Raw genomic sequence first — 22,454 nt, 5'->3', positions numbered from 1 at the left:
AGACTAGTATCTTATTTTTATCTCTTGGGCAATCTCTATGAATTTCTGTATCTCTTGATGAAACTTGATCCCTTTCTCGGTGATGACAAAGCTGCGACTCTTCTTGTCTGCCCTTGATTCCATCAATCCAAACTCTATCAATTTCTGACACTTTTCCATTGCTGTGTAATGTGATAGGTTGGCTCTGCGTGCAATCGAAGATATTATTGCTCCTTGCATGCCGCAATCCATTGTAATCTGTAATACTTCTGAGACCACGCCAAGCTCTGATCTGTATTGTTGCTTTGTACTTAGTGCCATTAGATAGCTTGCTCCTGTATTTGGTTTTGTGAAATTTTCATTATTTTGTATTGGAACAAGGTCTATATATTCATTAGCTTCCTAATGATTTGAAGACAAATGAAAAAATTTGATTATGAAAACAGTATTGGTTTTGTGATATATTCTGCATCAAAGATGATGCAAAAAGCATTTGATCTTGAACTACGAAATAAAACCGGGATAAACTTGGTCCAGTCAAAGGTCATATTTGCACTAAACATGCAGTCTGGTCCTACACAAAGAGAACTTGCAGACAAGATTGGAGTTGAGAGTCCTACACTTGTGCCAATAATTGATAAAATGGAACAAGATGGATACGTGAAAAGAAAACATGATTCCAAAGACCGGAGAATAAAGAGGATCTATGCTACTGCCAAGGCTGACTCACTGTGGGATTCAATGATGGAATGTGCCGCACAAATTAGAAAAACATCTACTNACCGGAGAATAAAGAGGATCTATGCTACTGCCAAGGCTGATTCCATGTGGGATTCTATGATGGAGTGTGCTGCACAAATTAGAAAAACAGCTATCCAGGATCTTTCAGAGCATGAGATCAAGTCTGCATTGGGCATTGTAAAAAAAATGACTGAAAACCTGGCTGTCTATCTTGGAGATTCTGTAATTGACGAAAAGGAAAAAGACTGAAAAAATCTGATTCTGTGTCAGTGATCAACCCATATTTACCAGTGATGTTATCATAATGGCATGGCAATACTCAAGGCAATTGGACGAGCACTGGTACTAGTCATAAGTGGGATTGCCATAGTAGTTGTTGGAGGATTCATGATGGGCGCAGTTGCCAAATTGTACCTTCCAGGACGCAAAAAAGACAGACAAGAGCCACCTGAAAAATTTTATGAGCGCAAAAAAACAGATTAATATAAAACCCAGAAATTTTTGAATACTGTTGACACAAACAAATACGGATTCGCAACTTTCCAAGTTACAATCAATAAAATATTTTACTCCTGCAAGGTCTGTTGCAGAAGCAAACTCTTTGCTTCCAAAGGTATCAGATTTGGTGGAAAAATATGCCAAGGCGTTGATACCGTGGAAGAAAGACAATGATACACTGCAACATGCAGCAGACTCGCTTTGGGACTTGGCACGAGTTGAAGCATTAAACTCTAACAAATCCAACACTTGGGACTCTGCATGGAACACTGCATGGAAGGAGGCAAGCAGTGCAGCTCGCAATAACTATGGATGGTATGGAAGCGAATTTGTTTCAGGCGAGACAGCACGGGATGCAGCGCGAGATGCAGCCAAGTATGCTGCAAGATATGTCGTGTTTGAATCTGTCAAGGAAAAGTTTGGCGGAACCAATCCATTTGAGTATGTCNGGAAGCAAGCAGCGCTGCTCGCAATAATTATGGATGGTATGGAAGTGAATTTATTTCAGGAGAGACAGCACGAGATGCAGCACGTGATGCAGCCAAGTATGCCGCAAGATATGCCGCGTTTGAATCTGTCAAGGAGAAGCTTGGCAGCACCAATCCATTTGAGCATGTCATTGAATTGTATTCCATGGGACTAAAACCAACATACTTTAGAAAAATCGACGAGCAGGAAAAGTTCATTGTAGATTTCCCATTGATTGCAGATGCCAAAAATGTAATTGGATGCTATCTGCATGGTGACAAGGAGATATCATTTACACATCAGTGGATTGATTATTGCACACACCTAAAACCCGTAGGCAATACTGAATCAAAAAGATCATTCACGTAAAGATGCGCATCTTTTAAGTATCAGAATTTTTTATAAAATAACATGTGCGAAATGATTGATGAAATTGAAATCGAACATTTGAGAATGGCACTGGCAAGAGCAAGAAAAGAGACAGAGCCTGTACAAGAAAAACAGATTGACGCAGTTGCCTAGTAACTCCACTCGTTAGAAATGCCATTCCAAAGGGAACGATATGGTTTGGCATCTTTTGAAATCTCTTCACGTATCCTATGTTCTATTGAAAAATACATGTTCTCAAGTGCGTCAACTCCACCGTCTGAAAATAGTTCTTGGCCTATCTCTTTGATTCTATCTTCCTTGGTACCATAATCTGAAGCATCTGGATTTTGAATACAGTAAGTTAAGAGATCGTACAATTCCTCTTCAAGGTATGCATCCAATTCAATCTTGAAACTGTATTTACAGTATAAAAGTTCTTGACTGTATTGACCGAGTTTCTTCTTGGGTATCTTTTTTGTTTTCCTGCCGATCAGGGTTTTTAAAATTTACCATTATGTACCCAAGATTCCAAAGGTATAACAAGACATACCTCCCAAGTATACTCATAGCCCAAAATTCTGTTCAACTAAAAATATTGGAAGCGTATACCAGAGACGTAGGCCGAGGTGTAACACGCATTGATTACGAGTCCATGGATGCACTTGGGGCATCAACTGGTGATATCTTAGAAATTACAGGCAAGAGACGGATCTGTAGCACGATGTCTTCCACTATACCCATCCGATGAAGGGAAGGGAATTATCAGAGTAGATGGACTTGGCAGAAATAACACTGGTGTAGGAATTGGAGATACTGTTACTGTGCGAAAGATAAAGACTGTACCTGCAGAAAAAGTCATAGTTGCACCACTTGATTCCATACCGCCAATTGATGAAAGATATCTTACAGATTCTCTAGAAAATATTCCACTTGTAAAAGGTGACAATATCATGGTGCCATACTTTGGTGGCAGGTTAACATTTCAGGTAATCGGAATAACTCCTGCATCTGATGCAGTTCTTGTGACGCCAAAGACAGAGTTTCACATTGCTGAAAAAGGTGAAAGCTTGCGAGGAGTACCTCAAGTGTCATACGAAGACATTGGAGGAATGTCTGATGAAATCCGTAAAGTAAGAGAGATGATAGAACTGCCAATGAGACATCCTGAAATATTTGAAAAATTAGGAGTTGAAGCTCCAAAAGGTGTGCTACTGTATGGTGTACCTGGAACAGGAAAGACACTATTAGCAAAAGCAGTTGCAAATGAAACTAATGCTCATTTTATCAGCATATCAGGTCCTGAAATAATGAGCAAGTTTTATGGTGAAAGTGAAGCTCGACTACGTGAAATATTCAAGGAGGCAAAAGAAAAGGCACCTTCAATTATTTTCGTTGATGAAATTGATTCGATTGCACCAAAAAGAGAAGAGGTGACTGGTGAAGTAGAGCGAAGAGTTGTTTCACAAATGTTATCATTAATGGACGGTCTTGAAGGACGAGGAAAAGTAATTGTTATTGCAGCAACCAACAGACCAAATGCACTAGACCCAGCTTTGAGAAGACCTGGTAGATTTGATAGAGAAATTGAGATAAAAGTTCCAGACAAGAAAGGCAGACNCACAAATGTTGTCATTAATGGATGGCCTTGAAGGACGAGGAAAGGTAATTGTTATTGCGGCAACCAATAGACCAAATGCACTAGACCCAGCTCTGAGAAGACCTGGTAGGTTTGACAGAGAAATTGAGATCAAGGTACCAGACAAGAAAGGCAGATTAGAGATTTTGTTAATTCACACAAGAAACATGCCACTAAGTGAAGATATCAACTTGGAAAAAATTTCAGGCTCTAGCCATGGATATGTGGGGGCTGATCTAGAATATCTTTGCAAGGAAGCCGCAATGAAATGTTTGCGAAGACTATTGCCAGAGATTAACTTGTCTGATGAAAAAATTCCTCCGGAGACACTTGACAAACTAATTGTAAATGCTGAAGATTATCAACTTGCATTCCGAGATGTAACTCCTGCCGGAATGCGTGAGGTATACATTGAGACACCTGACATCCAGTGGACCGAGATAGGCGGGCTAGAAAATGTGAAACGCGAACTCCAGGAGGCAGTGGAATGGCCAATGAAATACCCTGGCCTTTACTCACAACTAGGGTACAGGATGCCACGCGGCATTTTGTTGCATGGACCAAGCGGAACTGGAAAGACGCTTCTAGCCAAGGCAGTTGCAACTGANCATTTCTGTAAAAGGTCCTGAATTATTGTCAAAATGGATAGGTGAATCAGAACGAGGAATCAGGGAGATATTTCGAAGAGCAAGACAGTCATCACCATGTGTAATATTTTTCGATGAAATTGATTCCATTGCACCAGTTAGAGGAATGGGAGAGAGTGCAACAACTGAAAAAGTTGTCAGCCAACTACTAACAGAAATGGATGGAATAACATCACTAAATGGTGTAGTGGTAATTGCTGCCACAAACAGAGCAGACATGATTGACTCGGCATTGCTTCGACCTGGAAGATTTGATAAGATCATTGTAGTCCCGATACCAGACAAGGAAGGAAGATTGAAGATATTAGAAATCAGCTCCAAAAACATTCCAATTGAAAAAGAGATGGGAACTCCAAATGGACTAAACCCAGACTATGTTGACTTGGCAAAGATTGCAGAAATGACAGACGGGATGAGCGGAGCAGATGTTGCTGCAATTGCAAACACTGCCGCATCAATCGTTTTGCATAACTTTGTTGACAAGTATCCAGATCCAAAAGAGGCAGAAAAACAAGTCGATGTTGCAAAAGTAAAGATGAGAGACTTTGAGGAAGCAGTAAAGAAAGTCAAGATCCAAAAGGAACTAAAGGTTGGACAAAAGGTAGCTATATCTCACTTTAGATAAATCTAGGCTAATCTAATTTTGATTTCTTGTCGGGAACTTGAATGTCTAAAAGTTCGCGCAGNATGTTGCTGCAATTGCAAACACTGCTGCATCAATAGTACTACATAATTTCGTTGACAAGTATCCCGATCCAAAAGAGGCAGAAAAACAAGTCGATGTTGCAAAAGTAAAGATGAGAGACTTTGAGGAAGCAGTAAAGAAAGTCAAGATCCAAAAGGAACTAAAGGTTGGACAAAAGGTAGCTATATCTCACTTTAGATAAATCTAATCTTAATCTAATTTTGATTTTTTATCAGGAACTTGGATGTCTAACAATTCGCGCAATCCCTTGTACCTGTTTCGTATGGTTACTTCGGTTACCCCTGCTGCAACTGCAATTACTTTTTGAGTCGTATTGTCTCCATGTATGACACAGGACAGATACAATGCCGCAGCCGCAAGTCCCATTGGATCTTTTCCTGCCGAGATCTCTTTCTCGTTTGCTTGTTCTAAAATCTTGAGTGCCTCGCGTTTTACTTTTTCACTAAGGCCTGATTCGCTTGCAATTCTTGACATGCATTTTATCGGGTCAAGTACCGGCATTGTCATGTCAAGCTCTTGTAATAACAATCTGTAGCATCTTGAAACATCCTTCTTTTTTACGTTGATCCTTCTTGCAACTTCGTTTAGTGTTCTGGGGGTACCGGTCTCTCTGCATGAAAGATACAGCGCAGCAGCAATCAATCCTGGAATTGACCTACCTTTTGCCAGTCCCTTCTCTAGTNTGATCCTCCTTGCAACTTCGTTTAGTGTTCTGGGAGTGCCTGTCTCTCTGCATGAAAGATACAATGCAGCGGCAATCAGTCCTGGAATTGATCTGCCTTTTGCAAGTCCCTTCTCTAACGCTTTTCTGTAAACATATGCAGTCTTTTCAACCACTGCATCTGATAGTGCAAGTTTGTCCTTTAATCTGCTAAGCTCACTGAATGCTTGTCTGCAGTTTCTCTCCGTTGCCTCGTGAACTTGACTCCGANATCTGCTAAGCTCACTGAATGCTTGTCTGCAGTTTCTCTCAGTTGCCTCATGAACTTGACTTCGGTTGTCCCATGTTCTAAGTCGAGTAATTGTATTTTTCATTGATGCTGACAATGGTTTTCCAGTCGAGTCCTTGTTTGCCTGTCCAATAACTGTGGCAAGTCCCATGTCGTGCATAGCAAGAGACGTTGGAACGCCAGTTCTTGCCCTGTCTTCGAATTGTTCTTTTGAAAATGACTGCCTCTCAGGACCCAAGTCATTTACAATTTCATTTATCACAAATCCGCATCCACCGCAAAATCGTTCTCCCGTAGTGCCATCTGTTAACATCTTGGCCTTTCCACATCTTGCACACCGTGTATTCAATGCCGCGCTCTGTATTACCATAAGTTACACCCATATCCATATGCTATTCAATAATAACCCAGCTGTTCTTTTCAGATGTAATTTACAACTGGTGTTCTGGATTTGTCTGGGAATGCAAAAACTCTGATGGTACAAGCCATGTTTCTTGATAGTCCAAATTTTTATCAACAAAAAGTATTCCTAGTCTGTATTTTTTTGCCATGTCTGAAATAAAGTCTGATAGTGCACCTCTTTGCAAAATGTATGGCAACTCCAAAATATCTGTAGCAAGCAATACTCTAGTACTTGGCATCTCTTTTTTGACATCAAAAATCTCTCTTTGAATGTCTTGAATGGATTTTCTTGTAAGTTCTGGCTGGACCAATACGACTATGGTTCTTTTTTCTTTTCTTGCAACAAGGTCAAACCTGTACTGGGGATCAAAGTCCGAGTGTGCTGCGTCATACTTTACATGCCACTGCATGTCTTTGAGGTAGTCTGAGACAATATCTTGGATCATGCCCAATTCCAGTGGATCTCGGGTCATCTCTATTTTTTCGCGTGCCTTGATGAGTGCACTAAAATAATTATCTACTAACTGCTTGGAGTATTTTGTCATTTTATCTTTCATGAAAATTGAATTGAGGAGTATCTTGTTTTCTTGATATGTGCTAAACGGATCTTCTCTTTCTTTCATTAAGACTTGCTAGNTATTTTGCCATTTTATCTTTCATGAAAATCGAATTGAGGAGCACCTTGTTTTCTTGATATGTACTAAACGGATCTTCCTTTTCTTTCATTAACTATTCCCAGAATGCCTGGTAAATAATCGCTTACCAAGAATTCTACTACCTGTACTAGGGAAATGTATCATGATAGAGACAAGTATTAATCATAAAACACTAAAGGATTAGTGTGGATTTTGTCCAAAAGGCTGAGCCTGATGTCTCAAAACCTCTCTTGATTGCAGCAATGCAAGACATGGGAGACGTTGGAAGCATCGTTATTGATTTTATCAATTCAAATCTAAACACTACGGTATTTCGAGAAGTGCAGCCATCATATCCTGCATATGTCATTGATAATGGAGGATACATTGACATCCCAGAAGAAAAATGGGACTATCGATATTCAAAAGATATCATTGTATTTGGAGGAGGCTCTGGGCAGCCATCTTCTACCGAAGAGCTAAACGTATTGTGTCAAGATGTCATTGATGTAGCAAAAAAATATTCTGTACGGTTCATTTACACACTTGGTGGGTTTCACACAAAAACCCCAATTGAGGGAGAGCCAAAGACGTTTGTTACCACAACATCAAAAGAGCTCACAGAACAGGTGCGAAAACTTGGAATCTTGACTACTCCTGAGGCCTCTATAATCACTGGGTTTAATGGATTGATACTTGGGTTTGCAAAAATGAATGGAATCCAGGGGATTGGATTGTATGCAGAGCTGAACCAGCCCAAGCTTCCACAGTACAGGTCTTCAAAAAGTATCATCAAGACACTTGAAAAAATGACATACCGCAAGTTTGGTGACACGTCAGAGTTTGACTCCATGGCAAAAGATGTAGAATCGCACAGCCACAGCAAGCGGTTTGATCCTGATCAGAGTTATTCTGCGTAATAAAATAAGAAAAGATTTTCCAATGCACTGTATGTTACAGGTGGATTGGTCTGAGTCTTGTAACTGTCACTATTGCTACAATGGATATTGCTAAAACTATGGCAGCTACTGGTCCAAACTCTGGCACTATTGTTGTTCCAACGATGGAAATTTTTTCAGCAAGTGGAGTGATTGGTATTGATACCAGTGTATCTCCTGACTCTTGTGTTGTGTTGTAGTTTGTTATTATCTGACCGTCCTCGAAAACTCCGATAAATGGACCGCTAATCAATCCTGTCGGTAGTTTTAGAACAAGCGTACTGTTTGTGTCAGCCTTGCCTACAAGAACAAAATCAACTGACTTGTCCTTTACACTAACTGATGAGCTTACGATATCCTTGATAGAAGAATACTGCACATCAAATGTTGTAGCTCCGTCCCCTGCATCTTTTCCAACATTTGAGATTGTCTTGTACTCTTGTGCAAAGGAGGATGTTGCCATTGGTGCAAGCAAAATTATGATTGCTGCAACGATTGCTATCTTGAGCATATGAGTGAAATTTGCCATCTGGTTAGTTAACGGATTTGGCTAATTATTTTAACGAAACCGAGAATTTCTTTGAAGCTTCAAGCAGGCCCTTGATATCTGATTCAGAGTGTACGTAGGAGACTGCACCAAGTTTTCCTGGGAGGAAAAATATTCCATGTTTTGCAATAAGCTCAAAGTGGTACCTTTTGAGCGNCAAAATTATGATTGCTGCAACGATTGCTATCTTGAGCATAAGTGAAATTTGCTATCTGGCTAGTTAACAGGTTTGGCTAATTATTTTAACGAAACCGAGAATTTCTTTGAAGCTTCAAGCAGGCCCTTGATGTCTGTTTCTGAATGTACATAGGAGATTGCACCAAGTTTTCCTGGGAGGAAAAATATCCCATGTTTTGCAATAAGCTCAAAGTGATACCTCTTGAGTATCTCGGTGTCACATCTTGATGCCTCTTCTGCATTTGTGACCTGTGTTACTCCGTTTGCCAAAAAGTGTGGCATGAAAAGAGACCCCATGCCAGTGACTGTTACGTTACCCTGAAATATCTTTGAAAGTCCCTTTCTTGCATCCTCTCCTAGTTTTCCAATCTTTTTGTATACTGGACCAGAGTTTTTCTTTAAAAATTTCAACATTGCTCTGCCTGATGTCATTGTCATGGGATTTGCAGAAAACGTACCGCCGCCAATATATGATCTGTCTAATCTCTTGTTTGAGTTTGTATCTGTGATCTTCATTATCTCTTCTTTTCCACAGATTACTCCTATTGGAAATCCTCCACCAACAATTTTTCCTAGTGTCACAATGTCCGGGTCAAGACCCATTGTATTGTAAAGGCATCCAAACCTGAATCTAAATCCTGTGACAATTTCGTCCAAGATAAAGAGTGCATTATTTTTGTGTACAAACTCTTGTATCCCTGTCAGGTATTGTTTTGTTGCAGGTATGCAGCCTGCCCCTCCAAGCACTGGCTCTATTATTATTCCAGCAAGGTTATTTTTTACAGATTCTAAAATTGAAATCGACTTTTCTAAATCATTGTACGGGACTGAAACTATGTGGGATTCATCTGTCAGTCCTGCACTCTCTGATTGATCAAATGGATAATTGACTGACTTGAGCAGATCAGTGGTATATCCATGCCAGCCACCGTCAATTTTTGCAATTATTTTTTTTCCAGTCTTTGCTCTTGCAATTCTTGTTGCATACATAGTAGCTTCGGTTCCAGTGGAGACATAACGAATCTTTTCTGCAACTGGANCACTCTCTGATTGATCAAATGGGTAATTGACTGACTTGAGTAGATCAGTGGTGTATCCATGCCAGCCACCATCAATTTTTGCAATTATTTTTTTTCCAGTCTTTGCTCTTGCAATTCTTGTTGCATACATTGTGGCTTCAGTTCCAGTGGAAACATAACGAATTTTTTCTGCAACTGGAACTGCACTCTGTATCACCTCAGAGAATTCTATAGTATTCTCATTTACGGTCCCGTGCATCCAACAATTGCTTATCTGTTTTTTGACCTTTTCAGCAACCTTTGGGGCGGCATGGCCTAAAATCAGACTCCAGTGACCCATCCAATAATCGGTATACTTGTTGCCGTCTACATCTATGAGGCTCTTGCCTCTTGCAGCTTTTGTGACAAATGGATAAGGCTCGAAAAATCTTATGTTATGTGATACTCCGTTGATGTGGAGTTTTTTTGATCTATCAAAGATCTTGGCAGACTTTTTTGTGTGCTTTTTGTACAAATCTAAAGCAGAAGACAACCAAATGACGTACTAATCTGTTTAATATTAGTGATCGGAAAAAATTGTAAAAAAAGCAAGATTTGTGTATGGTTTATATTATTTCTATTTGATCCCATTTTTGCATACGTAACAGCAAGGCGGCGCTTGTGATGATGTTTGGTAGTGTACCAGTTTGTGATTCACAGGCCTCCAGTTACGCATACAACATGTGGGTTTGATCAAAAGATCTTATCCGAAGTTTGAAGAAAGTGTGTGCAATCCACCAATTTCCAATAAAAAATTACGTCTTACTTCGACGCGTACTGAAATATGTACGAACAAAACGAATCCGGTTGATCCTGCCGGACCTGACTGCTATCGGATTGGTACTAAGCCATGCGAGTCATTGTAGCAATACAAGGCGGACGGCTCAGTAACACGTAGTCAACCTAACTCGTGGACGTGGATAACCTCGGGAAACTGAGAATAAACCACGATAGATCATAGTGCCTGGAATGGCTTATGGTCCAAACAGTTTACTGCCATGGGATGGGACTGCGGCCTATCAGCTTGTTGGTGAGGTAATGGCCCACCAAGGCGATTACAGGTACGGGCTCTGAGAGGAGAAGCCCGGAGATGGGTACTGAGACACGGACCCAGGCCCTATGGGGCGCAGCAGGCGAGAAACCTTAGCAATGTGCGAAAGCACGACTGGGTCAGTCCGAGTGATTCCTGATAAAGGAGTCTTTTGCTTGTCCTAAAAGCACAGGTGAATAAGGGGTGGGCAAGTCTGGTGTCAGCCGCCGCGGTAATACCAGCACCTCGAGTGGTCAGGACGTTTATTGGGCCTAAAGCATCCGTAGCCGGCTTTGCAAGTCTTCGGTTAAATCCACCTGCTCAACAGATGGGCCGCTGGAGATACTACAAAGCTAGGGAGTGGGAGAGGCAGACGGTATTCAGTGGGTAGGGGTAAAATCCTCTGATCCATTGAGGACCACCAGTGGCGAAGGCGGTCTGCCAGAACACGTTCGACGGTGAGGGATGAAAGCTGGGGGAGCAAACCGGATTAGATACCCGGGTAGTCCCAGCTGTAAACGATGCAAACTCGGTGATGCATTGGCTTATGGCCAATGCAGTGCCGCAGGGAAGCCGTTAAGTTTGCCGCCTGGGAAGTACGGACGCAAGTCTGAAACTTAAAGGAATTGGCGGGGGAGCACCACAAGGGGTGAAGCCTGCGGTTCAATTGGAGTCAACGCCAGGAATCTTACCCGGGGAGACAGCAGAATGAAGGTCAAGCTGAAGACTTTACCAGACAAGCTGAGAGGAGGTGCATGGCCGTCGCCAGCTCGTGCCGTGAGGTGTCCTGTTAAGTCAGGTAACGAGCGAGATCCCTGCCCTTAGTTGCTGCAGTTACTCTCAGGAGTAGCTGGGCTAACTAAGGGGACCGCCACTGCTGAAGTGGAGGAAGGAGGGGGCCACGGCAGGTCAGTATGCCCCGAAACCCTGGGGCTACACGCGGGCTGCAATGATAGAGACAACGGGTTCCGAACTCGAAAGAGGGAGGCAATCCTTAAACTCTATCTCAGTTATGATTGAGGGCTGCAACTCGCCCTCATGAATATGGAATCCCTAGTAACCGCGCGTCATAACCGCGCAGTGAATACGTCCCTGCTCCTTGCACACACCGCCCGTCGCTTCATTGAAGTTGGGTTTGTGCGAGGTGACGCCTAATTGACGTCATCGAACACGAGTTTAGCAACAAGGGAGAAGTCGTAACAAGGTGACCGTAGGGGAACCTGCGGTCGGATCACCTCCTTAAACATAATTGGGTTGTGTGGGTTGCCCACACTTTCTTCAACAAAAAAAGATGCAACTAGACAAGAAATTGTTTAGTGAAGGACGTAGCTGGCACTCTTAACCAGGGGCTAGCGATGATCGTCGTGTATAGTCGTGTAATATTATGACTGAATATGCTGATGTGCCGACGCCAATAGAGGGATGGCTTGGCTTGAGAAGAGATGAAGGACGTGGCAAGCTGCGATAAGCTCAGGGTAGGTGCAGGCGACCTATGATCCTGAGATGTCCGAATAGGAATCCGATGCGTTAAGCATACTCAATTACAATGGTAGTTGAGATCGAACCGTGGGAAGTGAAGCATCTGAGTACCACGTGGAAAAGAAATCAACAGAGATTTCCCAAGTAGCGGCGAGCGAAAAGGAAATAGCCCAAACTGAATCTGCCATGGTAACATGGTAGAGATGTGGTGTTGTTATGGTATTACGATCCTCAAATCAGAGCTTAAGTGGCCTGGAAAGGCCTGGCAAAGAAGGTGATACCCCCGTGAGCGAAGGAAGAGAGGATCTTACTATGACTCGAGTAGTTGTCCTTGGTAGTGGGCAATGAATATAGGTGAAAGTAGCATCTAAGGCTAAATATTTCTCAAGACCGATAGCGGAGTAGTACCGCGAGGGAAAGCTGAAAAGTACCCCGGAAGGGGGGTGAAAAGTGCCTGAAATCTATTGGTTACAGACGTGCATGGCATGAAAGGGGTTTTTGTCAGATTGGAGGTTCTAGCAATAGAGCTGAAGGTCTGGCGTTCATAGCTCCAGTGTCATGCGTTCCGTCTAGAAACACGGGCCAGGGAGCTTACTGTTATGGCGAGCCTAAATCTTTAAAGATGGAGGCGAAGGGAAACCAAGTTCCCGCAGTGAATAACGAGGGGAAGCGTGTGAAAGTGCGTAGAGTCATAGCGGCAAGGCTAGAAACCAGACGATCTATCCCTGAACAAGACGAAGTTGGGCGAAAGCCTGATGGAGGTCTGAAGCAGTTCTAACGTGCAATTTGTTTGTCTGATTTGGGGATAGGGGTCAAAAACCAATCTAGTCTGGTGATCGCTAGTTCCTAACGAAGTGTATCGCAGTACAGCCTTTATGGAGACAGCGTGTCCTGTAGAGCACCGATAGGGCATGTCGGGAGAGAAATCTTTCGCTGCCCATTCAAACTCCGAAGGGATGCGCGTCGTAGAAGTAAAGAGACGGATTTACGTGGCGTAAGGCTCGTAATCAAGAGGGGGACAACCCAGACTGAAGTTAAGGTCCCCAAGTTTTTGCTAAGTGTCAAACTGAAGGGCGTATTTAAGCCAAGACAGCAGGGAGGTAAGCTCAGAAGCAGCTATCCTTTAAAAAGTGCGTAACAGCTTACCTGCCGAGCTTGGATGCCCCAAAAATGGACGGGGCTAAAGCAAAGCACCGATACTTCAGATTGTTATCTTATGATAACACATGGTAGTTAGGCGTAGGGATTGGGTCGAAGCAGGGTCGTGAGGTCCTGTGGACCGATTCCTATTGCAGATCCTGGCGGCAGTAACAGCATAGTGGAGTGAGAATCTCCACCATCGTAAGCGTAAGGGTTTCCCGGCAATGCGTCGTCAGCCGGGAGTTAGTCGATCCTAAGATCAACCTCAACAGAGTTGATCGAACGGGAAACTTGTTAATATTCAAGTACCTTATAGGTGCGTTATAATCTAGCATACGCTTTCGGATAGGGCTTGCAGAACCATCGTTCTGTCTAAGTATTCAAGAGTTGGGGAGTGTCGCAATGACGAGAACCAATTCGAGATGCAAATGGCTTGGCGTTAGCTGAGTTTGCTCGAGTCCAAGAGACCATGAAAAATTGCGTAGTGAGCGTCTTATAATGATCGTACCGAGATCCGACACAGGTGCGCTGGATGAGAAGTCTAAGATGTATCGGGTATACCGTAGGCGAGGGAACTCGGCAAAATAGTCCTGTACCTTTGGTATAAGGGATGCCTGCAGCGGTAATGTAGAATTGCCGTCGCAGGTCGCAGTGACAAGGGGGTCCCGACTGTTTAATAAAAACACAGGTGACTGCTAGTCCGAAAGGATGCGTATAGTCACTGAATCCTGGCCAGTGCAGGTACCTAAAACTTGGGTTCAACTGAGCTAAGGGCCTGTAAACGCCGGGAGTAACTCTGACTCTCTTAAGGTAGCCANGGCCATCACCGCCACCGCCCGCAAACTCGCCGTGCTGGTTTATCGGGTGATGCGCGGCGACTTCGTCTATCGCGACCCCGCTGTCCCCGCCTACAACCCGGTGAAGCCACATAAGCTGGACGAACAGTCCAGCATCTTCCATCGGGGAGAGAAGACCCCGTGGAGTTTTACTGCAGCTTGTGCTTGCGGTATGGTGGAAATTGCATAGAGTAACTGGTAGCCATGCTAATGCCTTTTCGGGGGCATTGGAAGCAAAAGTGTAACACCAGTCATTTTCCTTCGTACTGCTTACCCCATTGATTTGGGGGACAGGTGCAGGTGGGCAGTTCGGCTGGGGCGGCACCCCTTCGAAAAGATATCGAAGGGGCCCAAAGTTCAGTTCAAACGGGTCAGAAATCCGTTGAAGAGGGCAAGGCCACAAACTGGACTGACTGGATCTCCAAACGCACGGGATTCAGAGAAGAAATTCGGGCCTAGCGATCCATGACGTCCCCACTATTGGGGGCTCGTGGTGACAGAAAAATTACCCCAGGGATAACAGGCTCGTCGCGGGCGAGAGCTCCTATCGACCCCGCGGTTTGGTACCTCGATGTCGGCTTTTCCCATCCTGGCCCTGCAGCAGGGGCCAAGGGTGAGGCTGCTCGCCTATTAAAGGGGAACATGAGCTGGGTTTAGACCGTCGTGAGACAGGTCGGACTCTGCCTGATGGAAGCGTGGATACTTGAGGGGAAGTTGCTCCGAGTACGAGAGGAACAGAGCAGCGTGGCCTCTGGTTTAACGGTTGTCTGATAAGGCAGGCCGTGCAGCTAAGCCATTTAGGCTAACTCCTGAAAGCATCTAAGGAGGAAACCTATCCTGAGAAAAGGTATCCGGTCGTAAGACGAAGGGTGGCAGCAGAAGACTGCTTTGATAGAACAGCAGTGTATGCCCCAAGGTTCGCCGAGGGGCGAGCTGGCTGTTACTAACAACCCAATACATCAGTCAGTCATAATACATAGAGACTATACACGACAAAATCATACGTCATATCTTTTAATTTTACACATCATTTGAAATTCGTACCTAGTGTAAACTATAGAGCGATCATTTTTATCTTGGTACGTGCTGTTTTAGTAAGAAATTGAGTAGCGTAGAAAAGATCCACATGCACTGTGACTGTGGCATATGTGGGCATTATACGGAACAGGAATGTATCCAAAAGGAATGCAAGTGCTGTCTTAATTTCCATGTAAGGTCTGGGCCAAAACCTGTCTTGCNTTTTAATTTTACACATCATTTGAAATTCGTATCTAGTGTAGACTATTTTTGAAATTGAATTTGAAAGATGCCAACAGAGTCTATGTTGATCATTCTTTTATAGAACAATAATCTGTAACCATGATTAGATTAAATGAAAAAAATACTATTTCCAATATTTGTAATACTTGTATTTGCTCTATCATTTTTGCCTCAAGACGCACATGCGACAACAGTTTTTACATTAGACCAATCAACATGTGGAGGTATTCTATATCCAGGTAGCTGGGATGCAACAACAAATACGTGCACATTGGCTGGCGTTGTTAATTTTGGAACTAATGGAGGACCGCATGTACTTGAATTGTTTATACCGTCAGGAAACACATTAACGATATCATCTAACCATGGATTTTTCTTTGATTTTGACACAATTACAAACAATGGAACAATCAACCTTGTAAACCAAGGAGGTCTTGCAGTAACAAACGGAGGAGTACTCAACAACAACGGCATACTAAACAACAATGCACCTTTTCTACAAAATGGTGCAGGTACAATCAACAACAATGTTGGAGCGACAATTAACAACAATGGAAAATTTACAAATTATTTTTCAACCATCAATAACCGCGGAGTCTTAAACGCAGGCTCTGATCTTGAAAACCAAGCAAATGGTGTCATAAACAACATCTGCCCTGGTGTGATAACTGGGACAATAATTGGACAAGGTGGTAACCTGATAAACCAATGTAACCAGCCAACGACAACTACTGTCTCATCATCACAAAACCCATCAACTTTTGGCCAGTCAGTTACATTTACAGCAACAGTATCTCCAGTACCTGACGGAGGCTCTGTGCAATTTCAAGCAAATGGCACAAACCTTGGCTCTTCTGTCACTGTATCTGGTGGAACTGCATCAGCAAGCACATCAAGTCTTGTAGTAGGACATTATACCATAACAGCATCATATTCTGGAACTACAAACTTTGTTTCAAGTACTGGTACGCTTTCACAAACAGTAAACCCGTTAATTTGTCCTGCAGGCTCGTTCCTTTCATCTAATTCATGTATTCCAGCTCCTCCTGGTTCGTATGTTCCATTGCCTGGTGCTACTTCTGCAACATTATGTTCTGTTGGTACGTTTACTAGTTTAGCCGGTCAGACACAATGCACTCCAGCACCTGCAGGATCATTTGTTGATACCACTGGTGCCACATCATCCAATCTCTGTCTNCTAATTCATGTATTCCAGCTCCTCCTGGTTCGTATGTTCCGTTGCCTGGTGCTACTTCTGCAACATTATGTCCTGCTGGTACGTTTACTAGTTTAGCCGGCCAGACACAATGTACTCCAGCACCTGCAGGATCCTACATACCATCATCTGGTGCTACGTCATCTCTGCAATGCACCACAGGTTCATTTCAACCAAACTCTGGTTCAATATCATGCAATCCTTCTGATCCTGGAAATTATGTAAGTGGAATTGGTTCTATATCTGAGATACAATGTTCTGTCGGCTCATTCCAACCAAACCATAATTCGACATCATGTATTCCAGCTCCGTCTGGCTCGTTTGTTGATACTACTGGTGCTACATCATCCAATCTCTGTCCTATTGGACAATATCAGCCACTTGTTGGACAATCATTGTGTATCCCTGCACCAACTGGTTCATTTGTAAATAGCACTGGAGCAACTTCATCTACTCTTTGTCTGCCAGGAACATTCAATGACCTATTAGGTCAAGCGGTTTGTTTGTCATCTCCTCCTGGCTCATTTGCACCAAGTCCTGGTGAAACATCAGCAACATTATGCTCTGTTGGAACATTTACTGATTTGCCAGGCCAGATCCAGTGCACGTCTGCACCTGCCGGTTCTTATGTACCATCATCTGGTTCTACATCATCTTTACAATGCCCTGCAGGCTCATTCCAGCCAAACACAGGCTCTACATCATGTAATCCTACTGATCCTGGAAACTTTGTAAGTGGAACTGGCTCTGCATCTGAAACTCAATGTCCTGTAGGCACGTATCAATCAAACACTGGAGCTACATCATGCACTCCAGCACCAGTTGGTTCATTTGTTGGTACGACTGGAGCTACATCCNCCTCATCTACTCTTTGTCTGCCAGGAACATTCAATGACCTGTTAGGTCAAGCGGTTTGTTTGCCAGCTACTCCTGGCTCATTTGCACCAAGTCCTGGTGAAACATCAGCAACATTATGCTCTGTTGGAACATTTACTGATTTGCCAGGCCAGATCCAGTGCACGTCTGCACCTGCCGGTTCTTATGTACCATCATCTGGTTCTACATCATCTTTACAATGCCCTGCAGGCTCATTCCAGCCAAACACAGGCTCTACATCATGTAATCCTACTGATCCTGGAAACTTTGTAAGTGGAACTGGCTCTGCATCTGAAACTCAATGTCCTGTAGGCACGTATCAATCAAACACTGGAGCTACATCATGCACTCCAGCACCAGTTGGTTCATTTGTTGGTACGACTGGAGCTACATCCGCAAATCTCTGTCCAGTTGGAACCTTTACTGATTCTGTAGGTCAATCATTGTGCACTCCAGCACCAGCTGGTTCATTTGTCAATGCAGCAGGATCAACATCATCTACACTTTGTTTATCTGGCTCATACCAACCACTGATAGGTCAAATATCGTGTCTTTTAGCTGATCCGGGATTCTATGTGGGCTCAAGCGGTGCCACACAACAAACACAATGCCCTGCAGGCCAGTCANCAGTTGGAACCTTTACTGATTCTGTAGGTCAATCATTGTGTACTCCCGCACCAGCTGGTTCATTTGTCAATGCAACAGGATCAACATCATCTACACTTTGTTTACCTGGCTCGTACCAACCATTGCCAGATCAATCATCATGTCTTTTAGCTGATTCAGGATTTTATGTGAGCTCAAGCGGTGCTATACAACAAACCCAATGTCCTGCAGGCCAGTCCTCTAATGCTGGAGCAACATCGTGTTTTGTTGTCGATACGGCACCACCTACAATCTCAATAACGCAGCCAACTGATGGCTCTGTACTGGATCACATTTCATCAATTAACGGAACTGCATCTGATGATACATCAGTATCATCTATTATGGTATCAGTTGATGGCAGTTCTCCACAACCTGCAGTTTACTCTTCTGGAACTTGGACTGTATCTGTAACATTATCAACTGGAATGCATACTGCAAATGCAACTGCAACTGATTCTGTAGGACACAAGACATCAACTGGAATAACTCATTTCACAATATTTGCATCAACTCAAGGAAGAGTAACTGGCGGTGGACACATTGGACAGGACCAGAACTTTGGCTTTGAGGTAAAATCAGACGATGACCATAAAAAATCAATTACAGGACATCTTGAATACCACGACAAGTCCAAGAAAATTGATCTTGACGGCAAAAAGATAACTTCACTTTCTGTCTATGACTCATCTAAACATGCCGCGTTTATTGGACAGGGACAGATACACGACAAGGACAAGACCATGTACAGCTTTTTTGTTCAGGTGTATGACTCTGACAGATCAGGCGACCATGACACATTCTCAATTATAATAACTGACAGCAGTGGTGCTGTGATATACCAGAACTCTGGCGTTGTTCACGGACACATTGAGATACACAAGTTTGCAGACAAGGACGACAAGTCAGACAGCGGTATTTCTCATTAATAATAAAAAGTAAAAAATCATATTTTTGATTCTACAATTTGGCATTGTTTTATATCTTATGTAGACTATATGCAATAGTTTTTTAGATCGCTTTACCCTATGATATAGAAGAAAAATGAGTACGGTAGAAAAAGTACAGAGACATTGTGACTGTGGAATCTGTGGTCATTTTTATGAAAAAGACTGCATCCAAAATGAATGCAAGTGTTGTCTGAACTTTCATGTAAGGTCAGGACCAAAAGCCTGGCATGGAATCCAGAAGATAAACTAGATTTATTTTTACATTTTTTATTGCTAGTATAAACTGTTTACAAACNCCTGTCTTACATGGAAAGTGAAAAAGTTTTTTTGTATTTTCTGTTCTAGTGTAAACTGTTTACAAATAATTTCTGCGCAAAATATTTTATTCAGATGGTACTTTGATACCTATGGATTCAGATTCTGGCTGGACATATTATGGAAGGAGCAGGCATCTGACTGGAAAAAGTCATTTTATGTTGCCTAATACCACACGATCGCTTTGTCATCTTCATACGTTTACTGCAGATGACATGAGATGCATAAAAATTACCGGTACAAATAACTTGTTCAAGAGTCAGCTGTGTCGTAGATGTCTTGAGATACTTGATGCACGCGCAATACCTCACTAGGACAAAACCGGTCTTGTCAACGATTCCTTGATCTCTTGTGTGTACTCAAGAGCATGTCCAAAAACTTGCTATTGTCAGTTGCNCGCTTTGTCATCTTCATACGTTTACTGCAGATGACATGAGGTGCATAAAAATTACCGATACCAATAACTTGTTCAAAAGTCAATTATGTCGACGATGTCTTGAGATACTTGATGCACGCGCAATACCTCACTAGGACAAAACCGGTCTTGTCAACGATTCCTTGATCTCTTGTGTATACTTAAGAGCAGATCCAAAAACTTGCTGTTATCAATTGCGCCGTCTCTTTNGTGTTCCGGTACACTTAAACTATTGGTATGAAACCATTCCATGATTTTCCTGTGATAATTGTATGTAAAAATTCCTGTTGATTCTTGACGGTACAGTACATGGGATAANAAACCATTGGTATGAAACCATTTCATGATTTTTCTGTGATGATAGTATGTAAAAGTCTGCGTTGATTCTAAACGGTACAGTACATGGGATGAAATTTCATGTTTCATAGAAATGGATCGACAGATCTATAAACTATAATGTTTGTAATTGACAAAGAATTGGTTAACTGGTGGGAGGGTTTTGAAGAACTGGAATGTGACATTGAAGAGCCACATCTTGCCAAACCTAGGCTTGAAACATTGACTGCCTCCTGAAGTTAATATCTGATATTTATCTCTCTTGCCAGGTCTTGAAATTTTTGAAGCTCGTGAAAGAATTTTATTCCTTTTTCGGTGATTCTAAAGATGTACTTTCTGTTTATCTTGTTGGTCTCTATCATTCCTACATCCGTTAGTCTCTGGCAATTCTCTACAACTACACCATGTGATATGTTTGCCTTTTGAGATATCCTGAACACTGGTATGCCCTTGACCCCTGCATCTATACATGCTTGTAAAATATCCCAAGTTATGCCTAATGCGGACCTATACTGTCTTGCAAATGGCGTATTGATAGGCTTGTTGCCCTCTTGTGTATCTGATGATGCCATCAAAACTTGCTTTGTTGTAATCTTGTTATATCTGTGATCGAAAAATTTTACCGTACACTAGAACTTGTTATTTCTAAGCCAAATTTAATAACATGCACAAATTTTTACTCGAGTAAACTTGTATCAATAATTATTATGCTACTTTGAATCTGAGGATAGAGTAGTATGCCCTATATATTTCGGAGACTAAATAACGCCCGTGATAAGGGATTATGCAGTTATAACACTTGGCATATTGACTCTGCTTGTAACATCAGGAGCAGTGTACGGTATATTGACAATAAACACACAGATTCAAGCAAAACCGGAGCAACAACTCAAGATACCGGACTATACTGCAGAACTTGATTCATTAAAATCACAAGTTGATTCGATAAACACACAGGTTGGTTCGATGAGCAATACATTGGCCACACTTGATACGCTAAAGAGTAATGTTGCAGACATGAATGGCAAGTTAACTGATCTTGAATCAAAAACTACTGCTGTAGCGCAACCTGTATCATATACCCCCACCACCTCTCTTGCAGTTGTTTTAGACAAGTCAAGTTATCTACAAACTGATGCGATACAAATTACTGCAGTTGGTGCAAATCCACAAAAAACAGTCCAGATAGAATTACTTGACAATACTGGATTTGTTGTATTACACAAAACATCATGGTCTGATTCATCTGGAAAAGTGCTATATCAAATGGCAGCTCTCTACTGCACTACCTGTTGGAACCNAAACAGATGCGATACAAATTACTGCAGTTGGTGCAAATCCGCAAAAAACAGTCCAGATACAATTACTTGACAGTACTGGATTTGTTGTATTGCACAAAACAACATGGTCTGATTCATCTGGCAAAGTGTCATACCAAATGCAGCTCTCTACTGCATTACCTGTTGGAACATATCAAGTACAAGTGATTTCAGATCAACAGACAGGCTCGCAATCAATTTCAATCGTTGCTTCAAGTACAAGTACTACCACCACAACCGGTTCTGGCTCGTTTACTGCCCAGACTGACAAGTCATCTTACAACAATGGTGATTTTATCCAGGTGATGGGAGCAGGAAAAGCCGGTACCTCAATCACTGGAGTTCTTACAAGCCCTACTGGTAAAACATACTCTACTGCTACTACCATCCAGTCTGATGGATCTTATGTCATGTTCTTTTCTCCTGCATCACCATATGAGATAGGAAACTGGAGCGTATCGGTTACAAACCTTGGGCAAACCAAGACACTTACTATCTATGTTANTACAAGTGATTTCAGATCAACAGACAGGCTCGCAATCAATCACAATTGTGGCTGCAAGTACAAGTACAAGCACCAGCACCACAACAAGTTCTGGTCAGTTTACTGCTCAGACTGACAAGTCATCTTACAACAATGGTGATTTTATCCAGGTGATTGGAGCAGGTCCGGTAGGCACCTCCATTACTGGAGTCCTTACCAGTCCTACTGGGAAAACATACTCTACTGCTACTACCGTCCAGTCTGATGGCTCGTATGTCATGTTCTTTTCTCCTGTGCAGCCATATGAGATAGGAAACTGGAGCATATCGGTGACAAATCTTGGACAGACCAAGTCTCTTTCCATCTATGTTGGTACTGGCAGTTCATCAACTGGCTCATACA

10 protein-coding genes, 2 rRNA genes and 9 pseudogenes are annotated in these 22,454 nt (G+C 42.5%); 11 read left to right on the top strand and 10 right to left on the bottom strand.

The window, feature by feature from the left end:
* Nucleotides 1-3: 3 nt before the first annotated feature.
* Nucleotides 4-300 (bottom strand): winged helix-turn-helix domain-containing protein, encoded by a 297-nt coding sequence (locus DYY66_RS08390; RefSeq protein ID WP_166288086.1) that lies wholly within the window; start codon nt 298-300, stop codon nt 4-6.
* Nucleotides 301-399: 99 nt separating this feature from the next.
* Here DYY66_RS08390 and DYY66_RS16365 point away from each other — a divergent pair.
* Nucleotides 400-759, top strand: a pseudogene (locus DYY66_RS16365) (MarR family winged helix-turn-helix transcriptional regulator); the annotation flags it as partial.
* 270 nt (nt 760-1,029) lie between these two features.
* Nucleotides 1,030-1,203 carry a hypothetical protein gene (locus DYY66_RS08380; RefSeq protein ID WP_166288080.1) on the top strand — a complete coding sequence of 58 codons (174 nt, stop codon included), beginning with the start codon at nt 1,030-1,032 and terminating at the stop codon, nt 1,201-1,203.
* A gap of 1,001 nt (nt 1,204-2,204) precedes the next feature.
* Here DYY66_RS08380 and DYY66_RS08365 read toward each other — a convergent pair.
* Complete coding sequence (locus DYY66_RS08365; protein ID WP_166288073.1) at nt 2,205-2,456, bottom strand: hypothetical protein; 252 nt, start codon at nt 2,454-2,456, stop codon at nt 2,205-2,207.
* A gap of 113 nt (nt 2,457-2,569) precedes the next feature.
* On the opposite strand from DYY66_RS08365, the pseudogene DYY66_RS13155 reads away from it, so the two are divergent.
* From DYY66_RS13155 to DYY66_RS14735, 3 genes and pseudogenes are all read left to right on the top strand, one after another.
* Nucleotides 2,570-3,672, top strand: a pseudogene (locus DYY66_RS13155) (AAA family ATPase); the annotation flags it as partial.
* Between the two features lies 1 nt (nt 3,673).
* Nucleotides 3,674-4,298 (top strand): annotated as a pseudogene (locus DYY66_RS14740) (AAA family ATPase); the annotation flags it as partial.
* A 1-nt stretch (nt 4,299) separates the two neighbouring features.
* On the top strand, nt 4,300-4,963 hold a 664-nt coding region (locus DYY66_RS14735), incomplete at its 5' end, for a 26S protease regulatory subunit (RefSeq protein WP_255496398.1).
* Nucleotides 4,964-5,233: 270 nt separating this feature from the next.
* Here the strand turns inward: DYY66_RS14735 and DYY66_RS14730 are convergent.
* The 4 genes and pseudogenes from DYY66_RS14730 to DYY66_RS08340 form a co-directional block, all read right to left on the bottom strand.
* Nucleotides 5,234-5,726: pseudogene (locus tag DYY66_RS14730) on the bottom strand (transcription initiation factor IIB family protein); the annotation flags it as partial.
* 1 nt (nt 5,727) lies between these two features.
* Nucleotides 5,728-5,975 (bottom strand): annotated as a pseudogene (gene tfb, locus DYY66_RS14725) (transcription initiation factor IIB); the annotation flags it as partial.
* Nucleotide 5,976: 1 nt separating this feature from the next.
* On the bottom strand, nt 5,977-6,364 hold a 388-nt coding region (locus tag DYY66_RS15425), incomplete at its 3' end, for a TFIIB-type zinc ribbon-containing protein (protein WP_338140857.1).
* Between the two features lie 61 nt (nt 6,365-6,425).
* Nucleotides 6,426-7,019, bottom strand: a complete 594-nt coding sequence (locus tag DYY66_RS08340) for a hypothetical protein (protein ID WP_166288070.1) — start codon at nt 7,017-7,019, stop codon at nt 6,426-6,428.
* Nucleotides 7,020-7,237: 218 nt separating this feature from the next.
* Between DYY66_RS08340 and DYY66_RS08335 the strand changes: the two genes are divergently transcribed.
* Nucleotides 7,238-7,951, top strand: coding sequence for a PAC2 family protein (locus tag DYY66_RS08335; protein WP_166288068.1), 714 nt, complete (start codon nt 7,238-7,240; stop codon nt 7,949-7,951).
* Between the two features lie 34 nt (nt 7,952-7,985).
* Here the strand turns inward: DYY66_RS08335 and DYY66_RS08330 are convergent, their stop codons facing one another.
* The 3 genes and pseudogenes from DYY66_RS08330 to DYY66_RS16360 all read right to left on the bottom strand — a co-directional run.
* Nucleotides 7,986-8,480: a hypothetical protein gene (locus DYY66_RS08330; RefSeq protein ID WP_166288066.1), complete on the bottom strand. Its 495-nt coding sequence runs from the start codon at nt 8,478-8,480 to the stop codon at nt 7,986-7,988.
* 273 nt (nt 8,481-8,753) lie between these two features.
* Nucleotides 8,754-9,732: pseudogene (locus tag DYY66_RS08320) on the bottom strand (aspartate aminotransferase family protein); the annotation flags it as partial.
* A 179-nt stretch (nt 9,733-9,911) separates the two neighbouring features.
* A pseudogene (locus DYY66_RS16360) lies at nt 9,912-10,244 on the bottom strand (aminotransferase class III-fold pyridoxal phosphate-dependent enzyme); the annotation flags it as partial.
* Nucleotides 10,245-10,551: 307 nt separating this feature from the next.
* Here DYY66_RS16360 and DYY66_RS08315 point away from each other — a divergent pair.
* From DYY66_RS08315 to DYY66_RS16355, 4 genes and pseudogenes are all read left to right on the top strand, one after another.
* A 16S ribosomal RNA gene (locus DYY66_RS08315) occupies nt 10,552-12,021 on the top strand.
* 153 nt (nt 12,022-12,174) lie between these two features.
* A 23S ribosomal RNA gene (locus DYY66_RS08310) occupies nt 12,175-15,203 on the top strand.
* Together the 16S and 23S rRNA genes form the textbook arrangement of a ribosomal RNA operon.
* A gap of 405 nt (nt 15,204-15,608) precedes the next feature.
* A pseudogene (locus DYY66_RS08305) lies at nt 15,609-16,693 on the top strand (Ig-like domain repeat protein); the annotation flags it as partial.
* A gap of 1,689 nt (nt 16,694-18,382) precedes the next feature.
* Complete coding sequence (locus DYY66_RS16355; protein ID WP_394352617.1) at nt 18,383-19,162, top strand: post-COAP-1 domain-containing protein; 780 nt, start codon at nt 18,383-18,385, stop codon at nt 19,160-19,162.
* 1,326 nt (nt 19,163-20,488) lie between these two features.
* Here DYY66_RS16355 and DYY66_RS08295 read toward each other — a convergent pair.
* Nucleotides 20,489-20,821, bottom strand: a complete 333-nt coding sequence (locus tag DYY66_RS08295) for a winged helix-turn-helix domain-containing protein (protein WP_166288061.1) — start codon at nt 20,819-20,821, stop codon at nt 20,489-20,491.
* Nucleotides 20,822-22,078: 1,257 nt separating this feature from the next.
* Between DYY66_RS08295 and DYY66_RS08280 the strand changes: the two are divergent.
* Nucleotides 22,079-22,454: pseudogene (locus DYY66_RS08280) on the top strand (hypothetical protein); the annotation flags it as partial.

The sequence above is a fragment of the Candidatus Nitrosotalea sp. FS genome, assembly GCF_011319475.1.
In the GTDB taxonomy this organism is placed as follows: domain Archaea; phylum Thermoproteota; class Nitrososphaeria; order Nitrososphaerales; family Nitrosopumilaceae; genus Nitrosotalea.
This window is presented reverse-complemented; position numbering and strand designations above follow the sequence as displayed.

Excerpts from the sequence above, each read along its gene's own strand:
- DYY66_RS08390 (WP_166288086.1), bottom strand. The coding sequence starts at position 300 with ATGGCACTAAGTACAAAGCAACAATACAGATCAGAGCTTGGCGTGGTC.
- DYY66_RS08380 (WP_166288080.1), top strand. The coding sequence starts at position 1,030 with ATGGCAATACTCAAGGCAATTGGACGAGCACTGGTACTAGTCATAAGT.
- DYY66_RS08340 (WP_166288070.1), bottom strand. The coding sequence starts at position 7,019 with ATGAAAGAAAGAGAAGATCCGTTTAGCACATATCAAGAAAACAAGATA.
- DYY66_RS08330 (WP_166288066.1), bottom strand. The coding sequence starts at position 8,480 with ATGCTCAAGATAGCAATCGTTGCAGCAATCATAATTTTGCTTGCACCA.
- DYY66_RS08295 (WP_166288061.1), bottom strand. The coding sequence starts at position 20,821 with ATGGCATCATCAGATACACAAGAGGGCAACAAGCCTATCAATACGCCA.